The organism is Lysobacter terrae (assembly GCF_054782215.1).
In genome coordinates this window covers 1-22,051 of record NZ_BAAGSX010000007.1, presented here as the reverse complement: position 1 = coordinate 22,051, position 22,051 = coordinate 1, and the positions used below count along the sequence as shown (strand labels likewise).

The 22,051-nt window shown below is 62.9% G+C and carries 17 protein-coding genes; 11 read left to right on the top strand and 6 right to left on the bottom strand.

Annotated features, from left to right (window positions below; genetic code table 11):
- Positions 1 to 26 precede the first annotated feature (26 nt).
- From ACYVJ8_RS11360 to ACYVJ8_RS11350, 3 genes are read right to left on the bottom strand one after another with little or no spacing between them, the layout of a single operon-like run.
- Positions 27 to 1,151, bottom strand: a complete 1,125-nt coding sequence (locus tag ACYVJ8_RS11360) for a glycosyltransferase family 4 protein (protein WP_460712427.1) — start codon at positions 1,149 to 1,151, stop codon at positions 27 to 29.
- 31 nt (positions 1,152 to 1,182) lie between these two features.
- The gene (locus ACYVJ8_RS11355) at positions 1,183 to 2,097 is read right to left on the bottom strand and encodes a glycosyltransferase family 2 protein (RefSeq protein WP_460712425.1); all 915 of its coding nucleotides are present in this window, start codon (positions 2,095 to 2,097) and stop codon (positions 1,183 to 1,185) included.
- Position 2,098: 1 nt separating this feature from the next.
- Positions 2,099 to 3,037, bottom strand: coding sequence for a UDP-glucuronic acid decarboxylase family protein (locus ACYVJ8_RS11350; protein ID WP_460712423.1), 939 nt, complete (start codon positions 3,035 to 3,037; stop codon positions 2,099 to 2,101).
- Between the two features lie 212 nt (positions 3,038 to 3,249).
- On the opposite strand from ACYVJ8_RS11350, the gene ACYVJ8_RS11345 reads away from it, so the two are divergent.
- The 6 genes from ACYVJ8_RS11345 (at position 3,250) to ACYVJ8_RS11320 (ending at position 10,347) form a co-directional block, all read left to right on the top strand.
- Positions 3,250 to 3,708 carry a CopL family metal-binding regulatory protein gene (locus tag ACYVJ8_RS11345; protein ID WP_460712421.1) on the top strand — a complete coding sequence of 153 codons (459 nt, stop codon included), beginning with the start codon at positions 3,250 to 3,252 and terminating at the stop codon, positions 3,706 to 3,708.
- A 115-nt stretch (positions 3,709 to 3,823) separates the two neighbouring features.
- Positions 3,824 to 5,680, top strand: coding sequence for a copper resistance system multicopper oxidase (locus tag ACYVJ8_RS11340; protein WP_460712419.1), 1,857 nt, complete (start codon positions 3,824 to 3,826; stop codon positions 5,678 to 5,680).
- Positions 5,677 to 6,642, top strand: coding sequence for a copper resistance protein B (locus tag ACYVJ8_RS11335; RefSeq protein WP_460712417.1), 966 nt, complete (start codon positions 5,677 to 5,679; stop codon positions 6,640 to 6,642). The genes ACYVJ8_RS11340 and ACYVJ8_RS11335 overlap by 4 nt, the downstream gene beginning before the upstream one ends.
- Positions 6,643 to 6,655: 13 nt before the next feature.
- The gene (locus ACYVJ8_RS11330; protein ID WP_460712415.1) at positions 6,656 to 7,420 is read left to right on the top strand and encodes a c-type cytochrome; all 765 of its coding nucleotides are present in this window, start codon (positions 6,656 to 6,658) and stop codon (positions 7,418 to 7,420) included.
- 246 nt (positions 7,421 to 7,666) lie between these two features.
- The gene (locus ACYVJ8_RS11325) at positions 7,667 to 8,065 is read left to right on the top strand and encodes a heavy metal-responsive transcriptional regulator (protein WP_460712413.1); all 399 of its coding nucleotides are present in this window, start codon (positions 7,667 to 7,669) and stop codon (positions 8,063 to 8,065) included.
- Positions 8,066 to 8,214: 149 nt separating this feature from the next.
- Positions 8,215 to 10,347, top strand: coding sequence for a copper-transporting P-type ATPase (locus ACYVJ8_RS11320; RefSeq protein ID WP_460712584.1), 2,133 nt, complete (start codon positions 8,215 to 8,217; stop codon positions 10,345 to 10,347).
- 78 nt (positions 10,348 to 10,425) lie between these two features.
- Here the strand turns inward: ACYVJ8_RS11320 and ACYVJ8_RS11315 are convergent, their stop codons facing one another.
- The 3 genes from ACYVJ8_RS11315 to ACYVJ8_RS11305 all read right to left on the bottom strand — a co-directional run bounded on the left by ACYVJ8_RS11315 (position 10,426) and on the right by ACYVJ8_RS11305 (position 12,446).
- A complete protein-coding gene (locus ACYVJ8_RS11315) occupies positions 10,426 to 10,842 on the bottom strand; it encodes an endonuclease domain-containing protein (RefSeq protein WP_460712411.1) in 417 nt (138 codons plus the stop codon).
- 303 nt (positions 10,843 to 11,145) lie between these two features.
- Positions 11,146 to 12,126, bottom strand: a complete 981-nt coding sequence (locus tag ACYVJ8_RS11310) for a hypothetical protein (RefSeq protein WP_460712409.1) — start codon at positions 12,124 to 12,126, stop codon at positions 11,146 to 11,148.
- Complete coding sequence (locus tag ACYVJ8_RS11305; RefSeq protein WP_460712407.1) at positions 12,048 to 12,446, bottom strand: DUF2946 family protein; 399 nt, start codon at positions 12,444 to 12,446, stop codon at positions 12,048 to 12,050. Before ACYVJ8_RS11305 ends, ACYVJ8_RS11310 begins: the two co-directional genes overlap by 79 nt.
- 546 nt (positions 12,447 to 12,992) lie before the next feature.
- On the opposite strand from ACYVJ8_RS11305, the gene aceE reads away from it, so the two are divergent.
- The 5 genes from aceE (at position 12,993) to ACYVJ8_RS11280 (ending at position 21,756) form a co-directional block, all read left to right on the top strand.
- A complete protein-coding gene (gene aceE / locus ACYVJ8_RS11300) occupies positions 12,993 to 15,686 on the top strand; it encodes a pyruvate dehydrogenase (acetyl-transferring), homodimeric type (RefSeq protein ID WP_460712405.1) in 2,694 nt (897 codons plus the stop codon).
- Positions 15,687 to 15,911: 225 nt separating this feature from the next.
- Positions 15,912 to 16,694 carry a hypothetical protein gene (locus tag ACYVJ8_RS11295; RefSeq protein ID WP_460712403.1) on the top strand — a complete coding sequence of 261 codons (783 nt, stop codon included), beginning with the start codon at positions 15,912 to 15,914 and terminating at the stop codon, positions 16,692 to 16,694.
- Complete coding sequence (locus ACYVJ8_RS11290; RefSeq protein ID WP_460712401.1) at positions 16,691 to 19,864, top strand: DEAD/DEAH box helicase; 3,174 nt, start codon at positions 16,691 to 16,693, stop codon at positions 19,862 to 19,864. The genes ACYVJ8_RS11295 and ACYVJ8_RS11290 overlap by 4 nt, the downstream gene beginning before the upstream one ends.
- 352 nt (positions 19,865 to 20,216) lie before the next feature.
- A complete protein-coding gene (locus tag ACYVJ8_RS11285; protein ID WP_460712399.1) occupies positions 20,217 to 20,774 on the top strand; it encodes a hypothetical protein in 558 nt (185 codons plus the stop codon).
- A 262-nt stretch (positions 20,775 to 21,036) separates the two neighbouring features.
- Positions 21,037 to 21,756, top strand: a complete 720-nt coding sequence (locus ACYVJ8_RS11280; RefSeq protein ID WP_460712397.1) for a hypothetical protein — start codon at positions 21,037 to 21,039, stop codon at positions 21,754 to 21,756.
- Positions 21,757 to 22,051: the final 295 nt, after the last annotated feature.

Sequence of the window (22,051 nt, the reverse complement as noted above, 5' to 3'; positions counted from 1 at the left end):
CCCGCCTTCGCGGGAATGACAAAGGTCTAGGCCAATAGAGTCAGATACACCGCTTCGGTCCGTTCGACGAAACGGTCCAGGCCGAACTCGGCTTCCGCGTGCGCACGCGCGGCCTGGCCCATGGCGGTCAGTTGCCGGCGTCGTGCCACGGCATCGGGTTCCAGCAGCGTACGCAGCGTGGCGGCGATGGCGGCAACGTTGCGCACCGGTACCACCCAGCCGTCGCGGCCGGGCTCGATGTTCTCCGGCAGGCCGGCGTAGTCGCTGACCAGCACCGGCTTGCCCATCGCCATCATTTCGCGGCAGGCGAAGGAGATCGTTTCCACGTCGTACGAAAGCACGAAGCCCAGATCGAGTGCCGCGATCACCGGCCGCACGTCCGACAGCAGGCCCGGGAACACCACTTGATCGGTCAATCCAAGGGCTTCGATGCGTTGGCGTTTTTCCGCACCCGGCGGCTTGCCGGCGACCAGCACGCGCAGCTGCGCGCGCAGATCGGCAGGCAGCAACGCCATGGCTTCGACCAGATCCATCCAGCCTTTGTAATCCGCGGTGCCGGCGACGCTACCGATCAGCAGCGGTGCGCCATCGGCCCAGCGTTCGCGTTCGGCGGCCATCGCTTCGGCCGACCACGGCGTGTAATGCGCGATGTCGATGCCGTTGTGCACCGTGGCGAGGCGGCAACCGCGATACGCGGATTGCTGCAGGTCGCGCAGGCTGTAGTCGCACACCGCGATCGCCTGGTCGGTGCGCCGCGCCCGCCACGCGTGGCCGAGGCCGCGCATCGGCTTGGAGTTGTGCTTGGTCCACACGATGCGCGGACGTTCGCGCAGCCCACGCAAGGCGGACAGCACGAGGCGATGATCGGCCGAACCGTTCACGTGCACCACGTCGTAGCGCTGCTCGCGCAGCAGGCGTGCGAGCGCGCGGCGCGCGCGCTGGCGCGCGATGATCTTCTTCAGGCCGTTGGGAAATTCCTGCGCCACCGCATGCACGCCGGGCAGCGCCGACGCCTCACGCCACAGGCGGCTGCTCGCCGGCGCCGCCACGTGCACCTCGTGCCGCGCGGCCAGCGCGCGGGCCAACGCGACGATATAGGTCGTGTGCCCACCGCCGTCGCCATCGTGGAAGTTGGTGTACAGCAGCTTCATCCGTAAGCCTTCGGGTCGTCCGCGCGCTGCGTCAGCGACGCCGGCTGGCGAGTACGCTCAATGCGCGCTCGTAGCGCTTCCACCACGGCGCCGCGCTACGCAGGGTCAGCGTCGCGTAGCGCTTGGTTTCCGCCCAGGACGGCTCCGGCTTGGTCTTGTATTCGAGCTTGGCCAGCTCGATGCATGAATCGTCGATCCCCGCCATGCGCGCGTAGTGGCCGATCAATGCGCGCGAATGCAGGCGGTTGAGGAAGTTGGCCGTCTGGCTGCGGTTCGACCACCAGCCGTTGTTGCCGTGGATGCGGTAACCCACGCTGCCGGTGGGCAGGTAGTACTTGCGCGCGCCGAGCACACTGGCGCCGTAGACCAGGCAGTTGTCGGCCGACAGGCGCCAGGTGCGCGCGTAATCGAGGGGCAGCTCCAAGCAGCGGCGCGCGTAATCGGCACGCAGCGACAAGGCGGAGGTTGGCGCGCCGTACCAGTACGTCAGCACGTAGGTGCTGATCGCGGTGTAACCCAGGTCGGTGGCCTTGTCGGCGAAACCTACCGTGCGCTGCTCCTGTCCGAACAGGGCGATGTCGCTGAAGACGAAGCCGACGTCACGGCGCGCGTCGTACACCGCGCCGATCTTTTCCAGGTAATTCGCATCCCAGCGGTCGTCGGCGTCGAGGAAGCACAGCACGTCGCCCTGCGCCGCCGCCACGCCGCGCTGAAACGCCACCAGCTGCCCGCCGTTCTCCCCGCACAGCAGGGTGACGCGCGGGTCGTTGCCGTAGCGCTTCTGCAGCAATTCGGTCGAACCGTCGGTGGAGCCGTCGTCCACCACGATCACCTGCGCCGGCGCGCGCGTCTGCGCCAATGCGCTGTCGACGGCCTCTTCGACGAAGTTCTTGTAGTTGTAGCAAGTGACGATGACCGAGAAGGTCGTGTTGGCGGCGGCCGTCATGTCACAGCTCCAGCGTGCGGCGGAAGTACGCGATGGTTTCGCGCAGGCCGTCTTCCAGCTGGACCTTCGGTTCCCAGCCCAGCTTGTCGCGCGCCAGCGAGATCTCCGGCTGGCGCTGCTTCGGATCGTCCGGCGGCAGCGGCTTGAACGCGAGCTTGGATGGGCCGCCGACCTGCTTCAGCACCTCTTCGGCGAGCTCCAGCATGGTGAACTCGTTGGGATTGCCGATGTTGATCGGGCCGGTGAAGCCGCGCTCGGTGCCCATCATGCGGATGAAGCCTTCGATCAAATCGTCGACGTAGCAGAAGCTGCGCGTCTGGCTGCCGTCGCCGTAGATCGTGATGTCCTGGCCGCGCAGGGCCTGGACGATGAAGTTGCTCACCACGCGGCCGTCGTTGGGATGCATGCGCGGGCCGTAGGTGTTGAAGATGCGCACGACCTTGATGTCGAGGTTGTGCTGACGGTAGTAGTCGAAGAACAGCGTCTCCGCGCAGCGCTTGCCCTCGTCGTAGCAGGCGCGGATACCGACCGGATTGACCCGGCCCCAGTAGTCCTCGGTCTGCGGATGGATTTCCGGGTCGCCGTACACCTCGCTGGTGGAGGCCTGCAGGATCCGCGCCTTCAGCCGCTTGGCCAGGCCTAGCATGTTGATAGCGCCGTGGACGCTGGTCTTGGTCGTCTGCACGGGGTCGAACTGGTAGTGGATCGGCGAGGCCGGGCAGGCCAGGTTGTAGATCTGGTCCACTTCCACGTACAGCGGAAACGTCACGTCGTGACGCATCAGCTCGAAGTACGGGTTGCCCATCAGATGGGCGATGTTCTGCTTGCTGCCGGTAAAGAAGTTATCGGCGCACAGGACGTCGTGGCCCTCGCGCAGCAGGCGCTCGCACAGGTGCGAGCCGAGGAAGCCTGCGCCTCCGGTGACCAGGATTTTTTGCATGGACTGCTCTCTCATTGCACCGCGTTTGCCGGTGCGACCCGCGATGATGCCTGTTCCGCGCCATCCGCAGGAAGGCGGCGGCGCCAAGAAGCTATGGCCTATTCATGGAGCTGGGACCGGGGTCGCCTTTGCGCTAAGGGGCGCTTGCGCCGGCGCGCAGCCTGGAGTGGGTTCAGGGTGCCCGCCGCCCACGCCAAGGGTAAAGTAGCCACATGTCCATCGGCTCCGTCCTGCTGCGCCTGCTGCTCAGCCTCTGCCTCGTCCTCAATGGGACGGGGGCGGCGGCCGCGTCGGCGCATATGCCGATGCAGCATGAGTCAGCTCCGCTGGGCACGGAGGCGACGACGTCGGCCAGCGCATCGGCCGACGCCATGCCTTGCCACGGCGGCCATCACGAAGCGGCGGCCATGCAGTCGCCCGCGGACCCGATGGCGATGGGGCATGCCTCGCACGACAAGGCGTCCAAGCCGGACCATTCCAGGCCTGGGCACACGCCCGACTGCTGCAAATCCGGGACCTGCCGCTGCGCCTGCGTGCATGTAGCCCAGGTCGGTGTGCCCGCAATGCTGCTGCCCGCGGCGGTGCCCGCGCATGAACGCAGCGTGCGCACGCTGACGCTCGGCCATGCGGCGCCCGCCTTGCCGCACCCGATCCGACCTCCCATCGGCTAAGCGGTCCCTGGCGCCCACGGCGCCCTAGCGCATGCCCGGATGACGGCGACAGCCGTCGCGTGGCATGTCGTTCGACGCTCACGCGTCGCAGTAGGCATTCACTTCTGGAGTTTCCATGTCATCCGATGTTTTCGGCCGCGACGCCAATGGCTTGGCGAAGCCGTCGCGCCGGCGCTTCGTCCAAGGCCTGGCCGCCGGTGGCGCCATCGCCAGCCTGGGCCTGTGGCCCAAGGCCAGTTGGGCGCTGAAGTCCGCCGGCTATCCCAACGTGCTTTCGGGCACCGAGTTCGACCTGACCATCGGCGAGACGCCGATGAACTTCACCGGCCGCACCCGCAGCGCCGTCACCGTCAACGGCTCCATCCCCGCGCCGTTGTTGCGCTGGCGCGAAGGCACCACGGTCAACCTGCGCGTCACCAACGCGCTGCCCTTGGGCTCCATCCACGGCCACGAAACCTCGATCCACTGGCACGGCATCGTGTTGCCCGCAAACATGGACGGCGTGCCCGGTCTGAGTTTCGCCGGCATCCATCCCGGCGATACGTACCACTACCGCTTCACCGTGAACCAGGGCGGGACCTACTGGTACCACAGCCATTCCGCCTTCCAGGAGCAGGTCGGCTTGTACGGGCCGCTCATCATCGATCCGCTCGAACCCGAGCCGTTCGCTTTCGACCGCGACTACGTCGTGCTGCTGTCCGACTGGACCGATCTCGATCCGTCGGCGCTGTTCGCGCGCTTGAAGAAGATGTCGATGTACGACAACCACTCCCAGCGCACCGTCGGCGACTTCTTCCGCGACGTGAAACAGAAGGGCATGGAAGCAACGCTCGACGACCGGAAGATGTGGGGCCAGATGCGCATGTCGCCCACCGACCTGTCCGACGTCAACGCGCACACCTACACCTACCTGATGAACGGCACCACGTCGCTGGGCAACTGGACCGCGCTGTTCCGCTCCGGCGAGAAGGTGCGGTTGCGCTTCATCAACGGCTCGTCGATGACGCACTTCGACGTGCGCATTCCCGGACTGAAGATGACCGTCGTCGCCGCGGACGGGCAATACGTGCATCCGGTGACCGTCGACGAATTCCGCATCGCCACCGCGGAGACTTACGACGTCATCGTCGAACCCAGCGGCCAGGACGCCTTCACCATCTTCGCGCAGGACATGGGCCGCACCGGCTACGTCAGCGGCACCCTCGCCGTGCGCGAAGGCCTGCGCGCCCCGGTGCCGGCGGTGGATCCGCGCCCGCTGCTGACCATGGCCGACATGGGCCACGGCGGCATGGGCCACGACATGTCCGGCATGAAGGGCATGGAAGGCGGTTGCGGCGCCAGCATGGGCATGAAAGGCATGGAGGGCGGCTGCGGCGCGAGCATGGGCATGCAGGGCGGCGACATGCAGGGCATGGATCACAGCGCGCATGCAGCACAAGGCGACGCGATGCCGACGCATCCCGCGAGCGAGACCGGCAACCCGCTGGTCGACATGCAGACCATGGCGCCCGTACCCAAGCTCGACGACCCCGGCATCGGCCTGCGCGACAACGGTCGCACGGTGCTGAGTTATTCCATGCTCAAGAGCACCTTCGCCGATCCCGATGGCCGCGACCCCGGCCGCGACATCGAACTGCACCTCACCGGCCACATGGAACGCTTCGCCTGGGGCTTCAACGGACAGAAGTTCTCCGAAGTGGAACCCCTGCGCTTCAACTACGGCGAGCGCCTGCGCATCGTGCTGGTCAACGACACGATGATGACGCACCCCATCCATCTGCACGGCATGTGGAGCGACCTGGAAGACGAGCAAGGCAACTTCCACGTCCGCAAACACACCATCGACATGCCGCCGGGCAGCCGCCGCAGCTATCGCGTGCGCGCCGACGCGCTCGGCAGCTGGGCCTACCACTGCCATCTGCTCTATCACATGGAAGCCGGAATGATGCGCACCGTGAGGGTCGAAGAATGAAGACGCGCGCACTCTCGATCGCACCGCTCGCCGCCGCCTTGCTGTTGGCATTCAACGCATCGGCACAGGATCATTCGCAGCACTCGATGCCGACGACTGAGCCGGATCATTCACAGCATCACAAGCCCGCGACAAAAGCGGATCACTCGCAGCACCAGCAGCCCGCGAGCCAAGAGGATCACTCGCAGCACCAGCAACCGCCCGTCGACCATGCCGCGATGGGTCACGCGATGCCGCCGACCGCCGATCAACCCGTCACACCGATTCCTCCGCTGACCGACGCCGACCGCGCCGCCGCACAAGCACCCCCGAACGATCATCCGGTGCACGACAACGGCATCTTCAACTTCGTGCAGTTCAACCGCCTCGAAGCCTTCGACGCGGACGACGGCCGCGGCCTGGAATGGGAAGGCCAGGCCTGGATCGGCCGCGACCGCAACAAGCTATGGCTACGCAGCGAAGGCGAACGCGTCGACGGCCACACCGAAAGCGCCGATCTCGAAGCGCTCTACGGCCGCGCCATCACGCCGTGGTGGGACGTCGTCGCCGGCGTGCGCCACGACTTCAAACCCGGCGCATCGCAGGACTTCGCCGCGATCGGCGTGATGGGGCTGGCGCCGTACAAGTTCGAAGTCGAAGCCACCGCTTACGTAGGGCAGGGCGGTCAGACCGCCGCGCGACTGGAGGCCGAATACGAAACCCTGCTCACCAACCGTCTGATCATGCAGCCGCTCGTCGAGGTGAACGCCTACGGACAAAACGACGCGCGCCGCAGCATCGGCTCGGGTCTGAGTTCGGCCGAAGCGGGCCTGCGCCTGCGTTACGAGATCACCCGTCAATTCGCCCCGTACATCGGCGTGGTGCGCGAGTGGTCGTTCGGCCGAACGGCAGACTTCCGCCGCGAGGAAGGCGAAACCGTCAACGACACCCGCATCGTCGCGGGCGTGCGCATTTGGTTCTAAAGGGGAACATCACATGCCATTCATCACTCGCAAATCGCTGTTCACCCTGGCCGTGCTGTCGGGTGTCGCCGTGCTCGGCGCCGCCGGCTTCGTCTGGTCCGGCCTCTACAACGTCGGCGCCGACGATCCGCACACGCGTCCGGTCTACGCGCTCATGCAATCGCTGCGCGAGCGTTCCATCGCTGTGCGCGCCGATAAGCTGCAAGTGCCGGACCTGCGCGATCCCGCGCGAATCACACAAGGCGCCGGCAACTACGACGCGATGTGCACCGGCTGCCACCTGAAGCCGGGCGCGGCGCCCACCGAGCTGAGCAAGGGTTTGTATCCGGCGCCGCCCAATCTGAGCCAGCAAACGGTGGCCGCCGCGGAAGCGTTCTGGGCCATCAAGCACGGCGTCAAAGCCTCGGGCATGCCGGCCTGGGGCAAGAGCATGGACGACACGTATGTCTGGAACCTGGTCGCGTTCCTGCAACAGCTGCCCAAGCTGGACGCCGCGCAGTACCAGGCGCTGGTCGCGCACAGCGGCGGTCATTCGCATGGCGGTGGCGAGACCGGCGGGCATTCCCATGCGGAAGCCGACGAAGCCGCAGACCACGACGAGGCGGAGCATGCGCATTCGGAAGGGGAAGCGCCGCCTACCGACTCCGATAAAGCGGGCGCGGCCACCACGCACGTCCACGCCGATGGCAAGCGTCACGTGCATGCACCCGCGCAGGAGCCGCCCGCCGCTGCTCCGGCAGAGCCGGAAGCGCATGACGAACACGAACACATGCATTAGGTGCATGGTGTGACGTCAAAAGCTGCCCCTCATCCGCCCTTCGGGCACCTTCTCCCCGCAAGCGGGGAGAAGGAGAAGCACACCCCTCGCCCCGCTTGCGGGGAGAGGGACAGCGCCGCGCAGCGGCGCAGGGTGAGGGGACGTGAAGCGCCCACAGCAACCAGCCGTATACGCTCCAATAACCGCTTGACTCTGGACCATAGTCCAGCCCGCAAGCTTCACGGCAAAGCACTCCAAGTGAACCCCATGAAGATCGGTGAACTAGCACAACGCGCCGGCGTCGGCATCGACACCGTCCGCTACTACGAGAAGGAAGGCCTGCTACCCAAGGCCCAGCGCCTGGCTTCCGGCTATCGCGTGTACGACCCGCACGACGTACGCCGCCTGCGCTTCGTGCGGCGCGCGAAGGCGCTGGGCTTCACTCTGCCGGAGGTCCGTGAGCTGCTCGCGCTGTCCGATCATCGCGACGACGACATGGCCACGCTGAAGACGGCGGCGATGGAGAAGCTCGCCGACGTAGACGCCAAGCTCGCCGAGCTCAACCGCATGCGCGACGCTTTGCAGACCCTCGTCGCTTCCTGCCCCGGCCATGGCGCGCTCGACGAGTGCCCGATCCTCAACGCCCTGGTGGAGGACGCGCAATGACCGCGCATTCGCACGGCGGCCATTCGCATGGCACGCACACCCACGACGCACCAGCGCCAGCGAACACTTGCTGCGCCAATCACGCCTCCGCGCCGCAATCGCCAGCCTCCGCACCCGTCGCGCCCGCCGGCACGATCTACACCTGCCCGATGCATCCGCAGATCCGCCAAGTCGGCCCGGGCACCTGCCCGATCTGCGGCATGGCGCTCGAGCCGGAAATGCCGAGCCTGGAAGACGACGACAACCCCGAACTGCGCGACTTCACCCATCGCTTCTGGTGGACGCTACCGCTCACTTTTATCGTGCTCGCGCTGGCGATGCTCGGCCATCGCATCGGCTTCCTTTCGACCGAAGTGCGCACCTGGCTGGAGTTCGCCTTGAGCACGCCGGTCGTGCTGTGGGCGGGCTGGCCGTTCTTCGTGCGCTGCGTGCAGTCGATCCGCAACCGCAGTCCCAACATGTGGACGCTGATCGGCATCGGCGTGGGCGCCGCGTTCGGCTACAGCGTGGTGGCGACGCTGGCGCCGGATCTATTCCCAGCCTCGTTCCGCGAGCACGGCCGCGTCGGCGTCTATTTCGAAGCGGCGGCGGTGATCGTCTCACTCACCTTGCTCGGCCAGTTGCTGGAATTGCGCGCACGCTCGAAGACCTCGGCCGCGATCAAGGCACTGTTGGGCCTCGCCCCGAAGACCGCGCGCCGCATCACCGCCAGCGGCGCGGACGAAGACATCCCGCTGGAACACGTGCACGTCGGCGACCGCCTGCGTGTGCGCCCGGGCGAAAAGGTCCCGGTCGACGGCACCGTGCTGGAAGGCCGCTCCAGCGTCGACGAATCGATGCTCACCGGCGAACCGATCCCGGTCGCGAAGGAGTCCGGCGCGAAAGTGATCGGCGCGACGCTCAATGGCACCGGCAGCCTGGTGATCCGCGCCGATCAAGTCGGCTCGGCCACCGTGCTCTCGCAGATCGTGCAGCTGGTAGCGCAGGCACAGCGTTCGCGCGCACCGATGCAGCGCATGGCGGACAAGGTGGCGTTCTGGTTCGTGCTGTCGGTGCTCGCCGTTGCGGCGATCACCTTCTTCGCCTGGGGCCTGTTCGGACCGGAACCGTCTTGGACCTACGCCGTGCTCAACGCCGTGTCCGTGCTGATCATCGCCTGCCCGTGCGCGCTGGGCCTGGCCACGCCGATGTCGATCATGGTCGCGACCGGCCGCGCCGCGCATGCCGGCGTGCTGTTCCGCGATGCGGAAGCGATCGAGCAACTGCGCCGCATCGACACGCTGATCGTGGACAAGACCGGCACGCTCACCGAAGGCCGGCCCGCGTATCGCGACACGCTAGTCGCTGAAGGCTTCACCGCCGATCAAGTGCTGCAACTGGCCGCCAGCCTGGAGCAGGGCAGTGAGCATCCATTGGCCGAGGCGATCCTCGCCGAAGCCAAGCGACGCGGCCTGTCGCTGCACGACGCCGCGGATTTCGACTCCATCACCGGCCGCGGCGTGCGCGGGTATGTTGAGGGTCGCTTGCTCGTGATGGGCAATCAGGCGCTGATGATCGAAGCCGGCGCCGATCCCGCACCGCTGCTGCCCGCGGCCGAACAACTGCGACGCGAAGGCGCGAGCGTGATGTTCCTCGCCGTCGACGGACGCCTGGCCGGCGCGGTGGCCGCAGCCGATCCGATCAAGCCGACCACGCTGCCGGCCTTGAACGCCCTGCGCGCCGATGGCCTGCGCATCGTCATGGCCTCGGGCGATGCGCAGGCGACCGCCGCCGCCGTGGCGTACACGCTCGGCATCGAAGAAGTGCACGGCGAAGTGCGGCCGCAGGACAAGGTCGCCCTGGTACAACGCCTGCAGGCGGAAGGCCGCCGCGTCGCGATGGCCGGCGACGGCATCAACGACGCGCCAGCCCTGGCCGCGGCGGACGTCGGCATCGCCATGGGCACCGGCACCGACGTCGCGATGTCTAGCGCGCAAGTGACGCTGGTGAAGGGCGACCTGCGCCGCATCGTGCAGGCACGCGAGATTTCCGACAGCACCGTTGCGAACATGAAGCAGAACTTGGGCTTCGCGTTCCTCTACAACGCCCTGGGCGTGCCGATCGCGGCGGGCGTGCTGTATCCGGTATTCGGATGGTTGCTTAGCCCGATGATCGCCGCGCTGGCGATGAGTTTGAGTTCGGTGTCGGTGGTGAGCAATGCGTTGCGATTGGGGCGGGTGACGGTGCGGGAAGCGCCTGTCGAGCAGCATCGCCCACAGTCTTCCGGTGCATCCTGCCATTAGCGTTCATCGCTAAAAGCGGCCCCTCATCCGCCCTTCGGGCACCTTCTCCCCGCAAGCGGGGCGAAGGAAAAGCGCTCATCACCCCTCGCCCCGCTTGCGGGGAGAGGGACAGCGCCGCGCAGCGGCGCAGGGTGAGGGGACGTCACGCAGCGGCGCCTCCCGCAACGCCATCAAAATCACATCGAGCACCAGCCCAGTCCTAACCAACACATCATCATTCCAAACCCGCACCACGCGATATCCCATCCGCCCCAACACCCGCGTCCGCCGCGCATCCGCCTCAGCGGTGTCGAGATGCTGGCTCCCATCCAGCTCCACTACCAGGCCGTACTCCGCGCACACGAAGTCCGCGAAGAACGGCCCGATGCGATGCTGCCGGCGGAACTTGAACCCGAGCAGCCGCTGATTGCGCAGAAAGCGCCAAAGATGCCGCTCGGCTTCCGTCTGATTGCGCCGCAGCTCGCGCTCGCGCGAGTAGTCTTGCTTGCCGCGCATGGGATGTCCTGCCGTTTGAGGTCAGGACATGCTCATGCGGTCGTCCAGTGCGGCTTGTCGGTTGTCGGCTCTTCCGGTTGTAGGGAAATGCCGCTTCGGTGAGTGACGATCAAAAGCGGCCCCTCATCCGGCGCTGCGCGCCACCTTCTCCCCGCAAGCGGGGAGAAGGAAAAGAGAGGCGCTACTCATAACCCCTCGCCCCGCTTGCGGGGAGAGGGACAGCGTCGCGAAGCGACGCAGGGTGAGGGGAGGCTCCGGCAGCAACGCAGGGTGAGGCGAGGCTCCGGCGCCGATGCAGCCCGCTTACCCCTTCAACCGAAGCACCAACCCCACCCGCGCCACCGGCGTGACATGCCCATCTTCCTCACGCTGCCCGCCGAGGCCCAGCTTCAGCGCCCAAGTCTGCCCATGCTCGAAATACGCGCCAGCGAGCAACTCCGCGCCCTCGGCATGGCGGGAGCTGCTCTGACCTTCCAGTCCCAACGCGAAGCCAGGACGCACCTCGCGCCGCACCCCCAACACCGCGCCCCAATCCGACTCGCCATGCTCTTCATGGCTGCCGACCAGATTGGCGCCCCATTTCGTCGCGCCGATTTCATTCTCGAACGACAACCGCACCTCGGCGTTGTCCGGTGCATCGTCCTCAGCGGCGATCTCGTACTCCGCGCTCAGCCCAACCTTCAGGCCGTGATGGTTTTCCGGATCGGTCAGCAGGACATGCAACGACGGCGCAGTGGCCTCGTAGTTCCAGTCCTCACCGGCAAGCTTCTCCATATGCGAGTGCAGCTCGAACGCCACTCGCGGCGTGACGCCCACCAGCAAGGCCGGCTCGAAACCCGCCTGCTCCTCGGCATCGCCTTCCAGCGCGGCATGGGTGTTGGCGAGCAGATAGACCTGGCGCGGATGCGGCACGGCCGGGCTTTCGACCAGCAGGAAATCCTGCCCGTGATGCGCGAAGGCCAGCGACGGCAGCAGGGAAAGAATCACCAGGCAGAACGAACGAAAACGAAACATGAGAACTCCAAGAAGGAAAGCGCAGCGCGAAACGCAGCCGCGACGGTGAATTGCGAATGTGCGCGCCCCTACGCCGAACAAACGGCGCAGCGAACGAACGCCGGCCGGCCCAGGCGCGCGCACGGGAATCGAAGTCGATGGTGCAGGGCATGCCGTCAACGCCGTGAAGCGGCGATGCAACGGCGCCCGGATCAGCACGCCAAAGGCGGCCCGCGCGAACCCAGCCCGCACGGATACCGGCGCACGAGTCGCGCCGGCGGGCTTCGCCATGGCAAGACGGAGTCGGCCGCACGCGCAAACGCAAACACGACCCACAGAACCAGCGCCGCCATCGCGTTGAGCAACGGGCAGTAGTCGCAGTCGGCGTGACCGCTGCCGCCGATGGGCTTGGGCGCGGCCGAGCCGGCGTCATCCGGCGCGATCTTCACTAGCTTCAAGCCGGCCAGCGTGCACATCTGCGCCCAGATGCCGTCCCGCGCACCGTCCGCGGATGCAGACAGCACCCGGCCCACCGTGGGTACCAACACGAGCAGCAGCACGGCGGTCAACGCCAGCAGGCTCATTCGAAGTTGGAAGCGGGGGTGGCGCATGGGCGGCGGCATTCTACGTGCGCGGTTGGCGTGTTGGCCTTGACTACTGTCAAAAGCCGCCCCTCATCCGGCGCTGCGCGCCACCTTCTCCCCGCAAGCGGGGCGAAGAGAAAAGCCGCCCCTCATCCGGCGCTACGCGCCACCTTCTCCCCGCAAGCGGGGAGAAGGGAAAAGGCCGCCCCTCATCCGGCGCTGCGCGCCACCTTCTCCCCGCAAGCGGGGAGAAGGAAAAGCCCCCCTCGCCCCGCTTGCGGGGAGAGGGACAGCGTTGCGCAGCAACGCAGGGTGAGGGGAGGCTCCGCCGCCGCACCCTCACCGCCAGCCAACCAAGCGCACACCCAAAACAACCGCCCTTCGCACACCCCGCGCGCACATCGCCCACACCCGCCCGATGAAATCGTAACCACCACCCGGCTTTGCCCAAGCAGCCGTTTTCGTCATGAATCCACGCCACCCACCCCGATCCTCCCCACTGGACCCCCCTGCTAGAATCCCGGCTCTAATCCAACGAAACCACAGCGCAGCCGGCCGCTGCGCGGAGCCCCCATGACGAACTGGCTGAACGAGCTGCTGCAGAACGACCCCGATCCCACCGAAACCAAGGAATGGATCGAATCCATGCAGGCGGTCATCGACCGCGAAGGCGCAGGCCGCGCCCACCAACTGCTCGACGGCATGGTCGAAGTCACGCGCCGCGCCGGCGCGCACCTGCCTTTCCAACCCACCACCGACTACATCAACACCATTCCCTCGCACCTGGAGGCCAAGAGCCCCGGCGACGCCGCGATGGAATGGCGCATCCGCTCCCTCATCCGCTGGAACGCGCTCGCCATGGTCGTGCGCGCCAACCGCAAGCCCGGCGACCTGGGTGGCCACATCGCGTCCTTCGCGTCCGCCGCCACGCTCTACGACGTCGGCTTCAACCACTTCTGGCGCGCGCCCAGCGATGACCACCCCGGCGACCTGCTCTACATCCAGGGCCACAGCTCGCCCGGCATTTACTCGCGCAGCTTCCTCGAAGGCCGCATCACCGAAGACCAGCTCGACAACTTCCGCATGGAAGTCGACGGCCGCGGCATCAGCTCCTACCCGCACCCCTGGCTGATGCCCGACTACTGGCAGACGCCCACCGTGTCGATGGGCCTGGGCCCGATCAGCGCCATCTACCAGGCGCGCAACTGGAAGTACCTGGAAGGCCGCGGCCTCATGCCCAAGTCCGACCGCAAGGTCTGGTGCTTCATGGGCGACGGCGAAACCGACGAGCCCGAATCCCTCGGCGCCATCTCGGTCGCCGGCCGCGAAGGCCTGGACAACCTCGTCTTCGTCATCAACTGCAACCTGCAGCGCCTGGACGGCCCGGTGCGCGGCAACGGCAAGATCATCCAGGAACTCGAAGGCTCCTTCCGCGGCGCCGGCTGGAACGTCATCAAGAACGTCTGGGGTAGCTACTGGGATCCGCTGCTCGCCCGCGACACGCAGGGCATCCTGCGCAAGCTGATGATGGAAACCGTCGACGGCGAATACCAGAACTGCAAGGCCTTCGGCGGCGCGTACACGCGCGAGCATTTCTTCGGCAAGTACCCCGAGACCATGGCCATGGTCGCCAACATGTCCGACGACGACATCTGGCGCCTCAACCGCGGCGGCCACGACCCGCACAAGGTCTACGCCGCCTACAAGCTCGCCACCGAAACCAAGGGCATGCCCACCGTGATCCTCGCCAAGACGGTGAAGGGCTACGGCATGGGCCAAGCCGGCGAAGCGTTGAACCCCACGCACCAGACCAAGAAGCTCGACGACGAGCAGATCAAGATCTTCCGCGACCGCTTCAACATCCCGGTCACCGACGCGCAGCTGGACAACCACCAGGTGCCGTTCTACCACCCGGGCAAGGACTCGCCGGAAGTCGAATACCTGCACGAGCGCCGCAAGGCCCTCGGCGGCTACCTGCCGCAGCGTCGCCGCAAGAGCACGCAGTCGCTGGAAGTGCCGGCGCTGGAAACCTTCGATCGTTTGCTCAAGTCCAGCGGCGACCGCGAAATCAGCACGACGATGTCCTTCGTGCAGACCCTCAACATCATCCTGCGCGACAAGCAGGTCGGCCCGCGCTGCGTGCCGATCGTCGCCGACGAGGCGCGCACCTTCGGCATGGAAGGCCTGTTCCGCCAGCTCGGCATCTACGCGCCCTACGGCCAGAAGTACAAGCCGGTCGACCGCGACCAGCTGATGTACTACCGCGAAGATTCCGCCGGCCAAGTGCTGGAAGAAGGCATCACCGAGTGCGGCGCGTTCTCCTCCTGGATGGCGGCGGCGACCAGCTACAGCACCAACGACCTGCCGATGCTGCCGTTCTACATCTACTACTCGATGTTCGGCTTCCAGCGCATCGGCGACAGCGCCTGGCAGGCGGCGGACATGCGCGCGCGCGGCTTCCTGCTCGGCGCCACCGCCGGCCGCACCACGCTCAACGGCGAAGGCCTGCAGCACGAAGACGGCCACAGCCACCTGCTGGCCAGCGCCATCCCCAACTGCCGCAGCTACGACCCGACCTTCGGCTTCGAAGTGGCGACGATCGTGCAATACGGCATGCAGCGCATGCTGGCCGAACAGCGCGACGAGTACTTCTACCTCACCCTGATGAACGAGAACTACGCCCACCCGGACATGCCGGAAGGCGCGGCCGAGGGCATCATCAAGGGCATGTACCTGCTCAAGGACGCCGGCAAGCCCAAGAAGGGCGAACTGCGCGTGCAACTGATGGGCAGCGGCACCATCCTGCGCGAAGCCATCGCCGCGGCGGAACTGCTCGACAAGGATTTCGGCGTGACCGCCGACATCTGGTCCTGCCCCAGCTACACCGAACTGGCCCGCGACGGCTCAGATGCGGAACGCTTCAACCGCATGAACCCCGAAGCCAAGACCCCGCGCAAGCCGTACGTGACCCAGCTGCTGGAAGGCCGCCAGGGCCCCGTCATCGCCGCCACGGATTACGTGCGCGCCTTCGCCAACCAGATCCGCGAATACGTCCCGGCGAAGTACACCGTCCTGGGTACCGACGGCTTCGGCCGCAGCGACACCCGCGCCAACCTGCGCCGCCATTTCGAAGTGGACAGGTACTACATCGCCCACGCGGCCATCGCGGCGCTGGCGGCGGAAGGGAAGATGACGGGGAAGGATGTGGCGAGGGCTATCAAGCAGTACAAGATTGATAGTGAGAAGCCGAATCCGGTTGGGGTTTGACTAAGCTGGATGGAGGGCGGCCGAGAGGCCGCCTTCGTGAGGGCTGAAAATGTTCGAGTTTCTGCAGAATCAATGAGTTATCCTCCGGATTCCTGCGAAATGGCTAACCGAATAGCGGGGGCGTCGCAACCTGGGATACTGAGGGCATATAGATAGGGCGCCGGGCCGTTTCGCAAACGGCAATTTGCTAGGGGGGCAAATGCAGCAGAGCAATGGAATGTCGCGATGAGGAGCCTTGAGTACGAGGAAAGTCTCGGGGTATCGCGCTGGTCGGGCATTGGCCTCTCCGCAGGCAATGAGTTCGATGAGTTCTTGTCTAATGGTGTTGCCGAGCGCCTTCATGACAAGACTGGGTTATTGGATTTCTCGAACCATCTGAGTGGCTTGGCAACCACTGGGTTTGCGCTTGAGAGTCTTGAGGCGATTCTCAACGCCGAATACGAAGAAGAGCGAGATTGGGCAGCAGGCGAGGCGCTTGCTGAAGCATGGCTTTCGCTCGACCACGGCGTCGTATGGCCATGGAACATGGCGTTGGATAAGCGGACGCCGAAGGCAAGTCTCCCTGGGCCGGACCTGATCGGCTTCATAACAGTCGACGGAAAAGTGCGGCTGGTCTTGGGTGAGGTCAAGAGCTCCTCGCAAGGAATATCGCCTCCTGGAGTAATGACGGGCAGAACCGGCATGACTCATCAGCTTGAGGAGCTAGCGCAAGATCTAGGGCTGCTGTTTACATTGTTGAGGTGGCTGCACGTTAGGTGTAACTCGGATTCAACGAGGGAGTTGTTCAACTCTGCAGTCGCCGTATTTATTAGCTCTGGGAACAAAGAAATCTCTCTGTTCGGTGTCCTAGTTCGTGACACTCAACCGAACGTCTTGGATCTACGCGGTCGAGGCACACACCTTTCGAGCATCGTCGACGGGCCCACGCAGTGCAGTTTGATTGCGCTCTACCTGCCTTGTCCCATTGCTGAGCTAACCCAAGCGTTATCCACAGGTGGCATCCCATGAGCCATTGGATGCTTGAGGCGCTAGGTGATTCGCGGGTTGATGCGTTGCGGCACGCCACGCGCGCTAAAGTGCTGCAGGAATTTGGTGCTGAAGAGGGCATTACGAGTGATGACTTGGTCGAACGCACTGCACAGGTGCTAGAGACCGTCGTCATGGACGTGCTTTCTGCTTCCAATTGGCAAGATGATCAAGATCAAATAAAAGTCCTGCGCTCCTCAGCATCCGATGCCTACCGGCTCTACCGCGCGTTGCCTATAAGCGCTGTGGGTCATCGCAATGCTGAAACACTGCTCAGGCTAAGTGCGCTCGCAGTGCTTGGCGATCAAGGGGCTGACGTCGCCCGCTATTTGCGCGAGATTGCTTGGCCGAATCTAAATCTGGATTCGGAAGATTGGTATGCGCGTACTTTCGGCACGGTAGTTGATGTCTGGCTACGCCTCATTCGAAAGAATGGCTGGACTGATCGTGATTTGGTGCTAGAGAGAATCGCAGCACTGCGAGACGCTCAAGCCGCTTTTGAGGCAGAACACTTAAGTCGCCTCGGCCCTGCTAGCTCAAGGGCTGGGGCGCTTGAGCTTGTGTGTCTTTATCACATCGCCAGAGCAGCCGAAGTCCTTGCTTTGTACGTGACCGAAGGTGCGGTCGATGGGAACTACCAAGTCGAACGAATACTGGATATGCACTTTGACCGGGCTATCGCTGCTTGTGGCCCTGCACTGGACTTTCGTCTAGAACCGTTGACTCGGCTGCTTGCCGCAACTGCTAAGCAGTTGGCACAAAATGCGATCTGGACAGTTACTCGTGCAGTTAATTCACGCGTAACCCGTTTCGTGAGAGAGCTTGTAGGTCGTGGGCGCGGACAAAAAGCAATTTTCGATGTCCTGCCGCCGCAGCGAAGAGCATTGGCGGAGCAAGGGCTGCTTGGTTCAAGTCGTCGCGCTGTAGTTGTAAGTCTTCCAACGTCTAGCGGCAAGACGCTTATCGCACAGTTCCGAATCCTGCAGGCATTGAATCAGTACGATTCAGAAAGAGGATGGGTTGCGTACCTCGCCCCAACTCGAACACTTGTGCGACAGGTAGCCCGCAGACTTAGGAGAGATTTTGATCCTCTCGGCGTGATAGTCGAACAAGTCAGTCCTGCATTAGAAATTGATGGCGTAGAAGCAGAAATGCTTAAGGCGGGCGCTGGCGCCGCCTTCAGAGTGCTTGTTACTACACCTGAAAAGCTCGATCTAATGCTGCGTCAAGACTGGGAGGCCAAGATTGGCAGGCCACTCACACTGGTTGTTGTCGACGAAGCGCACAACCTTCAAGAAGGGAGTAGAGGGTTAAAACTCGAGCTCCTCTTATCGACTATAAATTCTGAATGTCAGAACGCGCAGTTTCTGTTGCTCACTCCATTTATTAGCAACGCTAGAGATGTTGCGAGATGGCTCGGCGGCCAAAACTCCGAAGACGTAAGTTTGTCAGTGGATTGGCAGCCCAATGATCGAGTAATTGGGATCGTAAGACCGGAGAGGGGTGTCCCTCGCCAAAGAAATAGCTTTGGCTGCGTCTTGACGTTGGAAACCGTCCATACAACGAGAGCTACTTTGGCGATTGATTCCCAGATCAGGCTTGTTGAAGAGGCTGACTGTGGGACATTTAGCCAAATGTCAAATCCGGGAGACGTCGCTGCCGCAGCTGCCCACTCGCTGGCAAAGCGCGGCCCAGTAATAGTGATGCATTCCACGCCTCCGTTTGTGTGGTCGTTAGCCACAAAGCTGAAAGGCACTTCTACACCTAGGGCGCAGATCTCTGCTGATATCAGGCTGGTGCAAGACTTCCTGTCGCTTGAGATGGGCCAAGACTTCCCATTGATTGAGCTGCTGTCGCACGGGATTGGCGTTCATCACGCCGGTCTCTCAGACGATACTAGGTCGCTAATGGAGTGGCTCTTTGAGGCCGGGGAACTGGATTATCTCGTTGCAACGACCACAATTGCACAGGGGGTCAATTTTCCTGTGTCTGGCGTTGTTATGGCCGCTACGCAATATTTCAGGAAGGGCTTTGGTCAAGAAGACATGCCGTCGGCTGACTTCTGGAACATAGCTGGTCGAGCCGGCCGAGTGGACCAGAACGCGGTTGGTATTGTGGCACTGGCAGCTGCCAATGATGCTCGCTCAAATGCCCTGCGTGCGTTCATCAGCCGGCAGACCGGAGAACTCAATTCATCGCTAATTTTGCTCGTCCGTGAGGCTGGCGATTTGATCGATGATCTTGGGCGAATCGTCTTTTTGCGGCCCGAGTGGTCTTCGTTTTTGCAGTATCTAACGCACACTTATCAGGAGATGGGGCGCCCCGATTCTTTTGGTGACCAGGTCGAGCAGGTGCTGAGAGGCACGTTTGGCTTTGAAAAGTTGCGGGCAAGCGATCCGTCGATAGCGAATAGGCTCTTGGCTGGCATACGCAGTTATGTGGAAGAGCTTGCTAGCCCTAATCAACCCATCAAGTTGGTCGATAGCACCGGCTTTTCCCTCCAGAGCATTAAGTCTGCAATGGTGAATGCGCGAGGGCAAGGCGTAAGCCGCGAATCGTGGAGTAGCAATCTATTTGCGCACGCAGACGATGCGCTTCCGCGAATGATGGGAGTGCTGCTCCAAGTGCCCGAGCTTCGAGAGAACCTGCAGGAGGTAACAGGCGGCAGGAGCGCCGACGGAGACAAACTTGCCAGTATTCTGAAGGACTGGGTAAACGGCAGGCCCATTCCAGAGATCGCCAGCGATCATTTCGCGAGAGAAGATCGTGACGGTGTATCAACATTGACAGTTTGTGGGCAGAACCTATTCGGCAAGCTAACGCAAACTGCCGCTTGGGGACTAGGTGCATTGCTGTCGATTACGGGCGGCGATCTGGAAGACGATGAGTTCGCTCGTTTGAATAACCTAGCATCGAAGGCCTTCTATGGAGTGTCGAGCGAGGACGCAATCGCTTTGCGCCTATTGGGGGTGCCTCGCTTAGCAGCAGAACCATTAGCAGCACGCCTACGCGAAGACGGGCACAGATCCGCATCGGAGCTTAGGGGCGTCCTTCGGACAGCGGACATGAGTCTCTGGACTCAATCACTTGGTGCCGGCCCGGGAGAGGTTTACCGGCGAGTGTGGCGAATACTCGAAGGTTTGGATCAATAGGCAACGAATTCGTCTGCGTCTGGGACAGGGAATGGAGCGGTCGCATTTCTGAAAGCCCGCTCGGCCGACGAGGTTCAACTAAGAGGAAGCGGGAGCAATGGATACGGCTCTTTGCACGATCGATGGCCAGGTTTATACCGCCCTAGAGTTTGCAAGACTTCCGGCTGCGCAAATTGCGGCATTGCGGAACGATTTGGTTTGCACCGAATGTGGAGGCCCTGGCTACTTTCGTAAGGCATCGCGGAGCGGTCATGGTGCTTGCTTTGGTGCGAGGCCCCACGATGAGAATTGTGCTCTCGCTGTGCGAACCGAGGATCCATGGGGCGAGCTCGGCGATGATGTGGTGCAACGCATGGAAGCGGACGAAACTCGCATTGTCCTCAATCTTGGAGGGGGGCAAGCGGGGGCGGTGGCAAATCCGCAAGTAGATGTGAATCAAGCAAATGTCCGTGGAAGGAGATTTGTCGGCGGGGATGCGCCCCGAAGAACTCAAATGCGGCGGAATCCGGACAATCTTCTTCGTATGGTTGTTGGGTCAGAGCCTTTTCGAAGAAGTGGAATTCTTATCTCAACTGATCGCGGCGAGATACCGGCACGAGACTTTTTTGTGCCCTTAGAATCAGCTGATAGAGAGCGGCATGTAGACACGACTAGGGCGTTCTGGGGAATTCCTAGATATACGAATCTTTGGAACGGTGTCCGGATTTTCAATGCTGGCCCACGTGGCAGTCTAGGGGTCGAGCTTGCCGATGCTCTACTGGTGGCGTTAGTAGAAAAATATCAGTTAGGTGACATTACTGAGTTGCGCCAAAAGTGCGTAATGTTTGTTGGGCGCGCACGGATCACCGCTAGGAACTCTTTCATGATGACCATGGCCGATATCCATCATGTTGGCGTGATTAATTTGTGATTGAAGTGTGATAAGGCGGCAGGTTCCCATCGCATCGAAACAACCTCTTTCATGGCGGCAACGCAGCGCGGGTGTGTGTGCAAGACGTGACTCGCGCGCTGGAGGCTTTATCGTGGATCGATGAAAACATGCGGCCCGAGCGTCGAAGATGGTGGCCGGCTAAATGCGGATGGAGAGAGTAGCCAGCTCGACAAGCGAGCTAGTGCTGGTGGGGAAATGCCCAGAGTGATTCCGAGATTCGTGCTTTTAGGTGACAGAGACCATGAGATCACGCTCAAGCAAGGTTACCGCCCTCGAATACTTTGCAGGCGGAGTGCCAGCCGGCGCCATATTTAAGACCCGCGTTGAGGATCTGCGATACATAGCGAGTCTTTACGATCAGCAGCGCGCGCAAAGCATTCTGGAACTCGCGTACATTGGACTAACGGCCTACTTTGAGTCGTTCTGTAAGGATCAGTTTGGATCTCTCATCAGCATTGCGCCGACGCTTACAAAAGATCTCGCGAAGAAGGGTCAAGATACGACGATCGACATTGCTCTTATTACAAATGACCCCACCGAGCTGAAGCACCGAATCGGCTTCTATTTGTCTGAAAAGTTCGACTTTGGAACGCCGCAAAAAGTAAATTCCCTGTTCGGGGCCCTTATTTCCATAACTCCATTTTCTGCCAAGGAGCTGAAGAATTTCGACAGGATTCTTCACGACCGAAACCTGCTTGTTCATCATGGCGGCACTTACACAACTTCGTATCTCAGACAGACGCGAAAGACCATCACTGATGGCCAACCGGTTAGAGCGTTCTGGGACGGCATCGCGATAACTCCCGAAAAGTTCGCCAAGGACTGCGACTTTGTCGAGGGCATCGCTCGGGAAATGGTGATTCAATGCCATAAGGCCGTCTCAAGCCACATCAAGGTGCAAGGTATAACGATGGGCGTGGAGAGAAGAAAAGCTATGAATTTCCTAACGTGGTGGGATTAGCGACGCAAGAGTTGGCGGAGCTCGCCGCCATCCACCCGGCTGTCAGGCAGATTGGGCGGCATACCGATGCATCAGGGTTGAGACAGCCATGCGAGATGTATAAACAGTAGATTCATGGTCTGTTGATCGAAGCCGGCACCGCCGACAGCATTAGTACGTCTCAGGCGACGCCCGAATGGGCAACCCACGCCGATCGAGGAGTACGAGCAATGGGCGGTTCTAAAGATGCTACATCCGGCAACTTGCGCATCACCCGTTACATGCAACCGGGCGATACGTTCTCCGTCGAATCGGC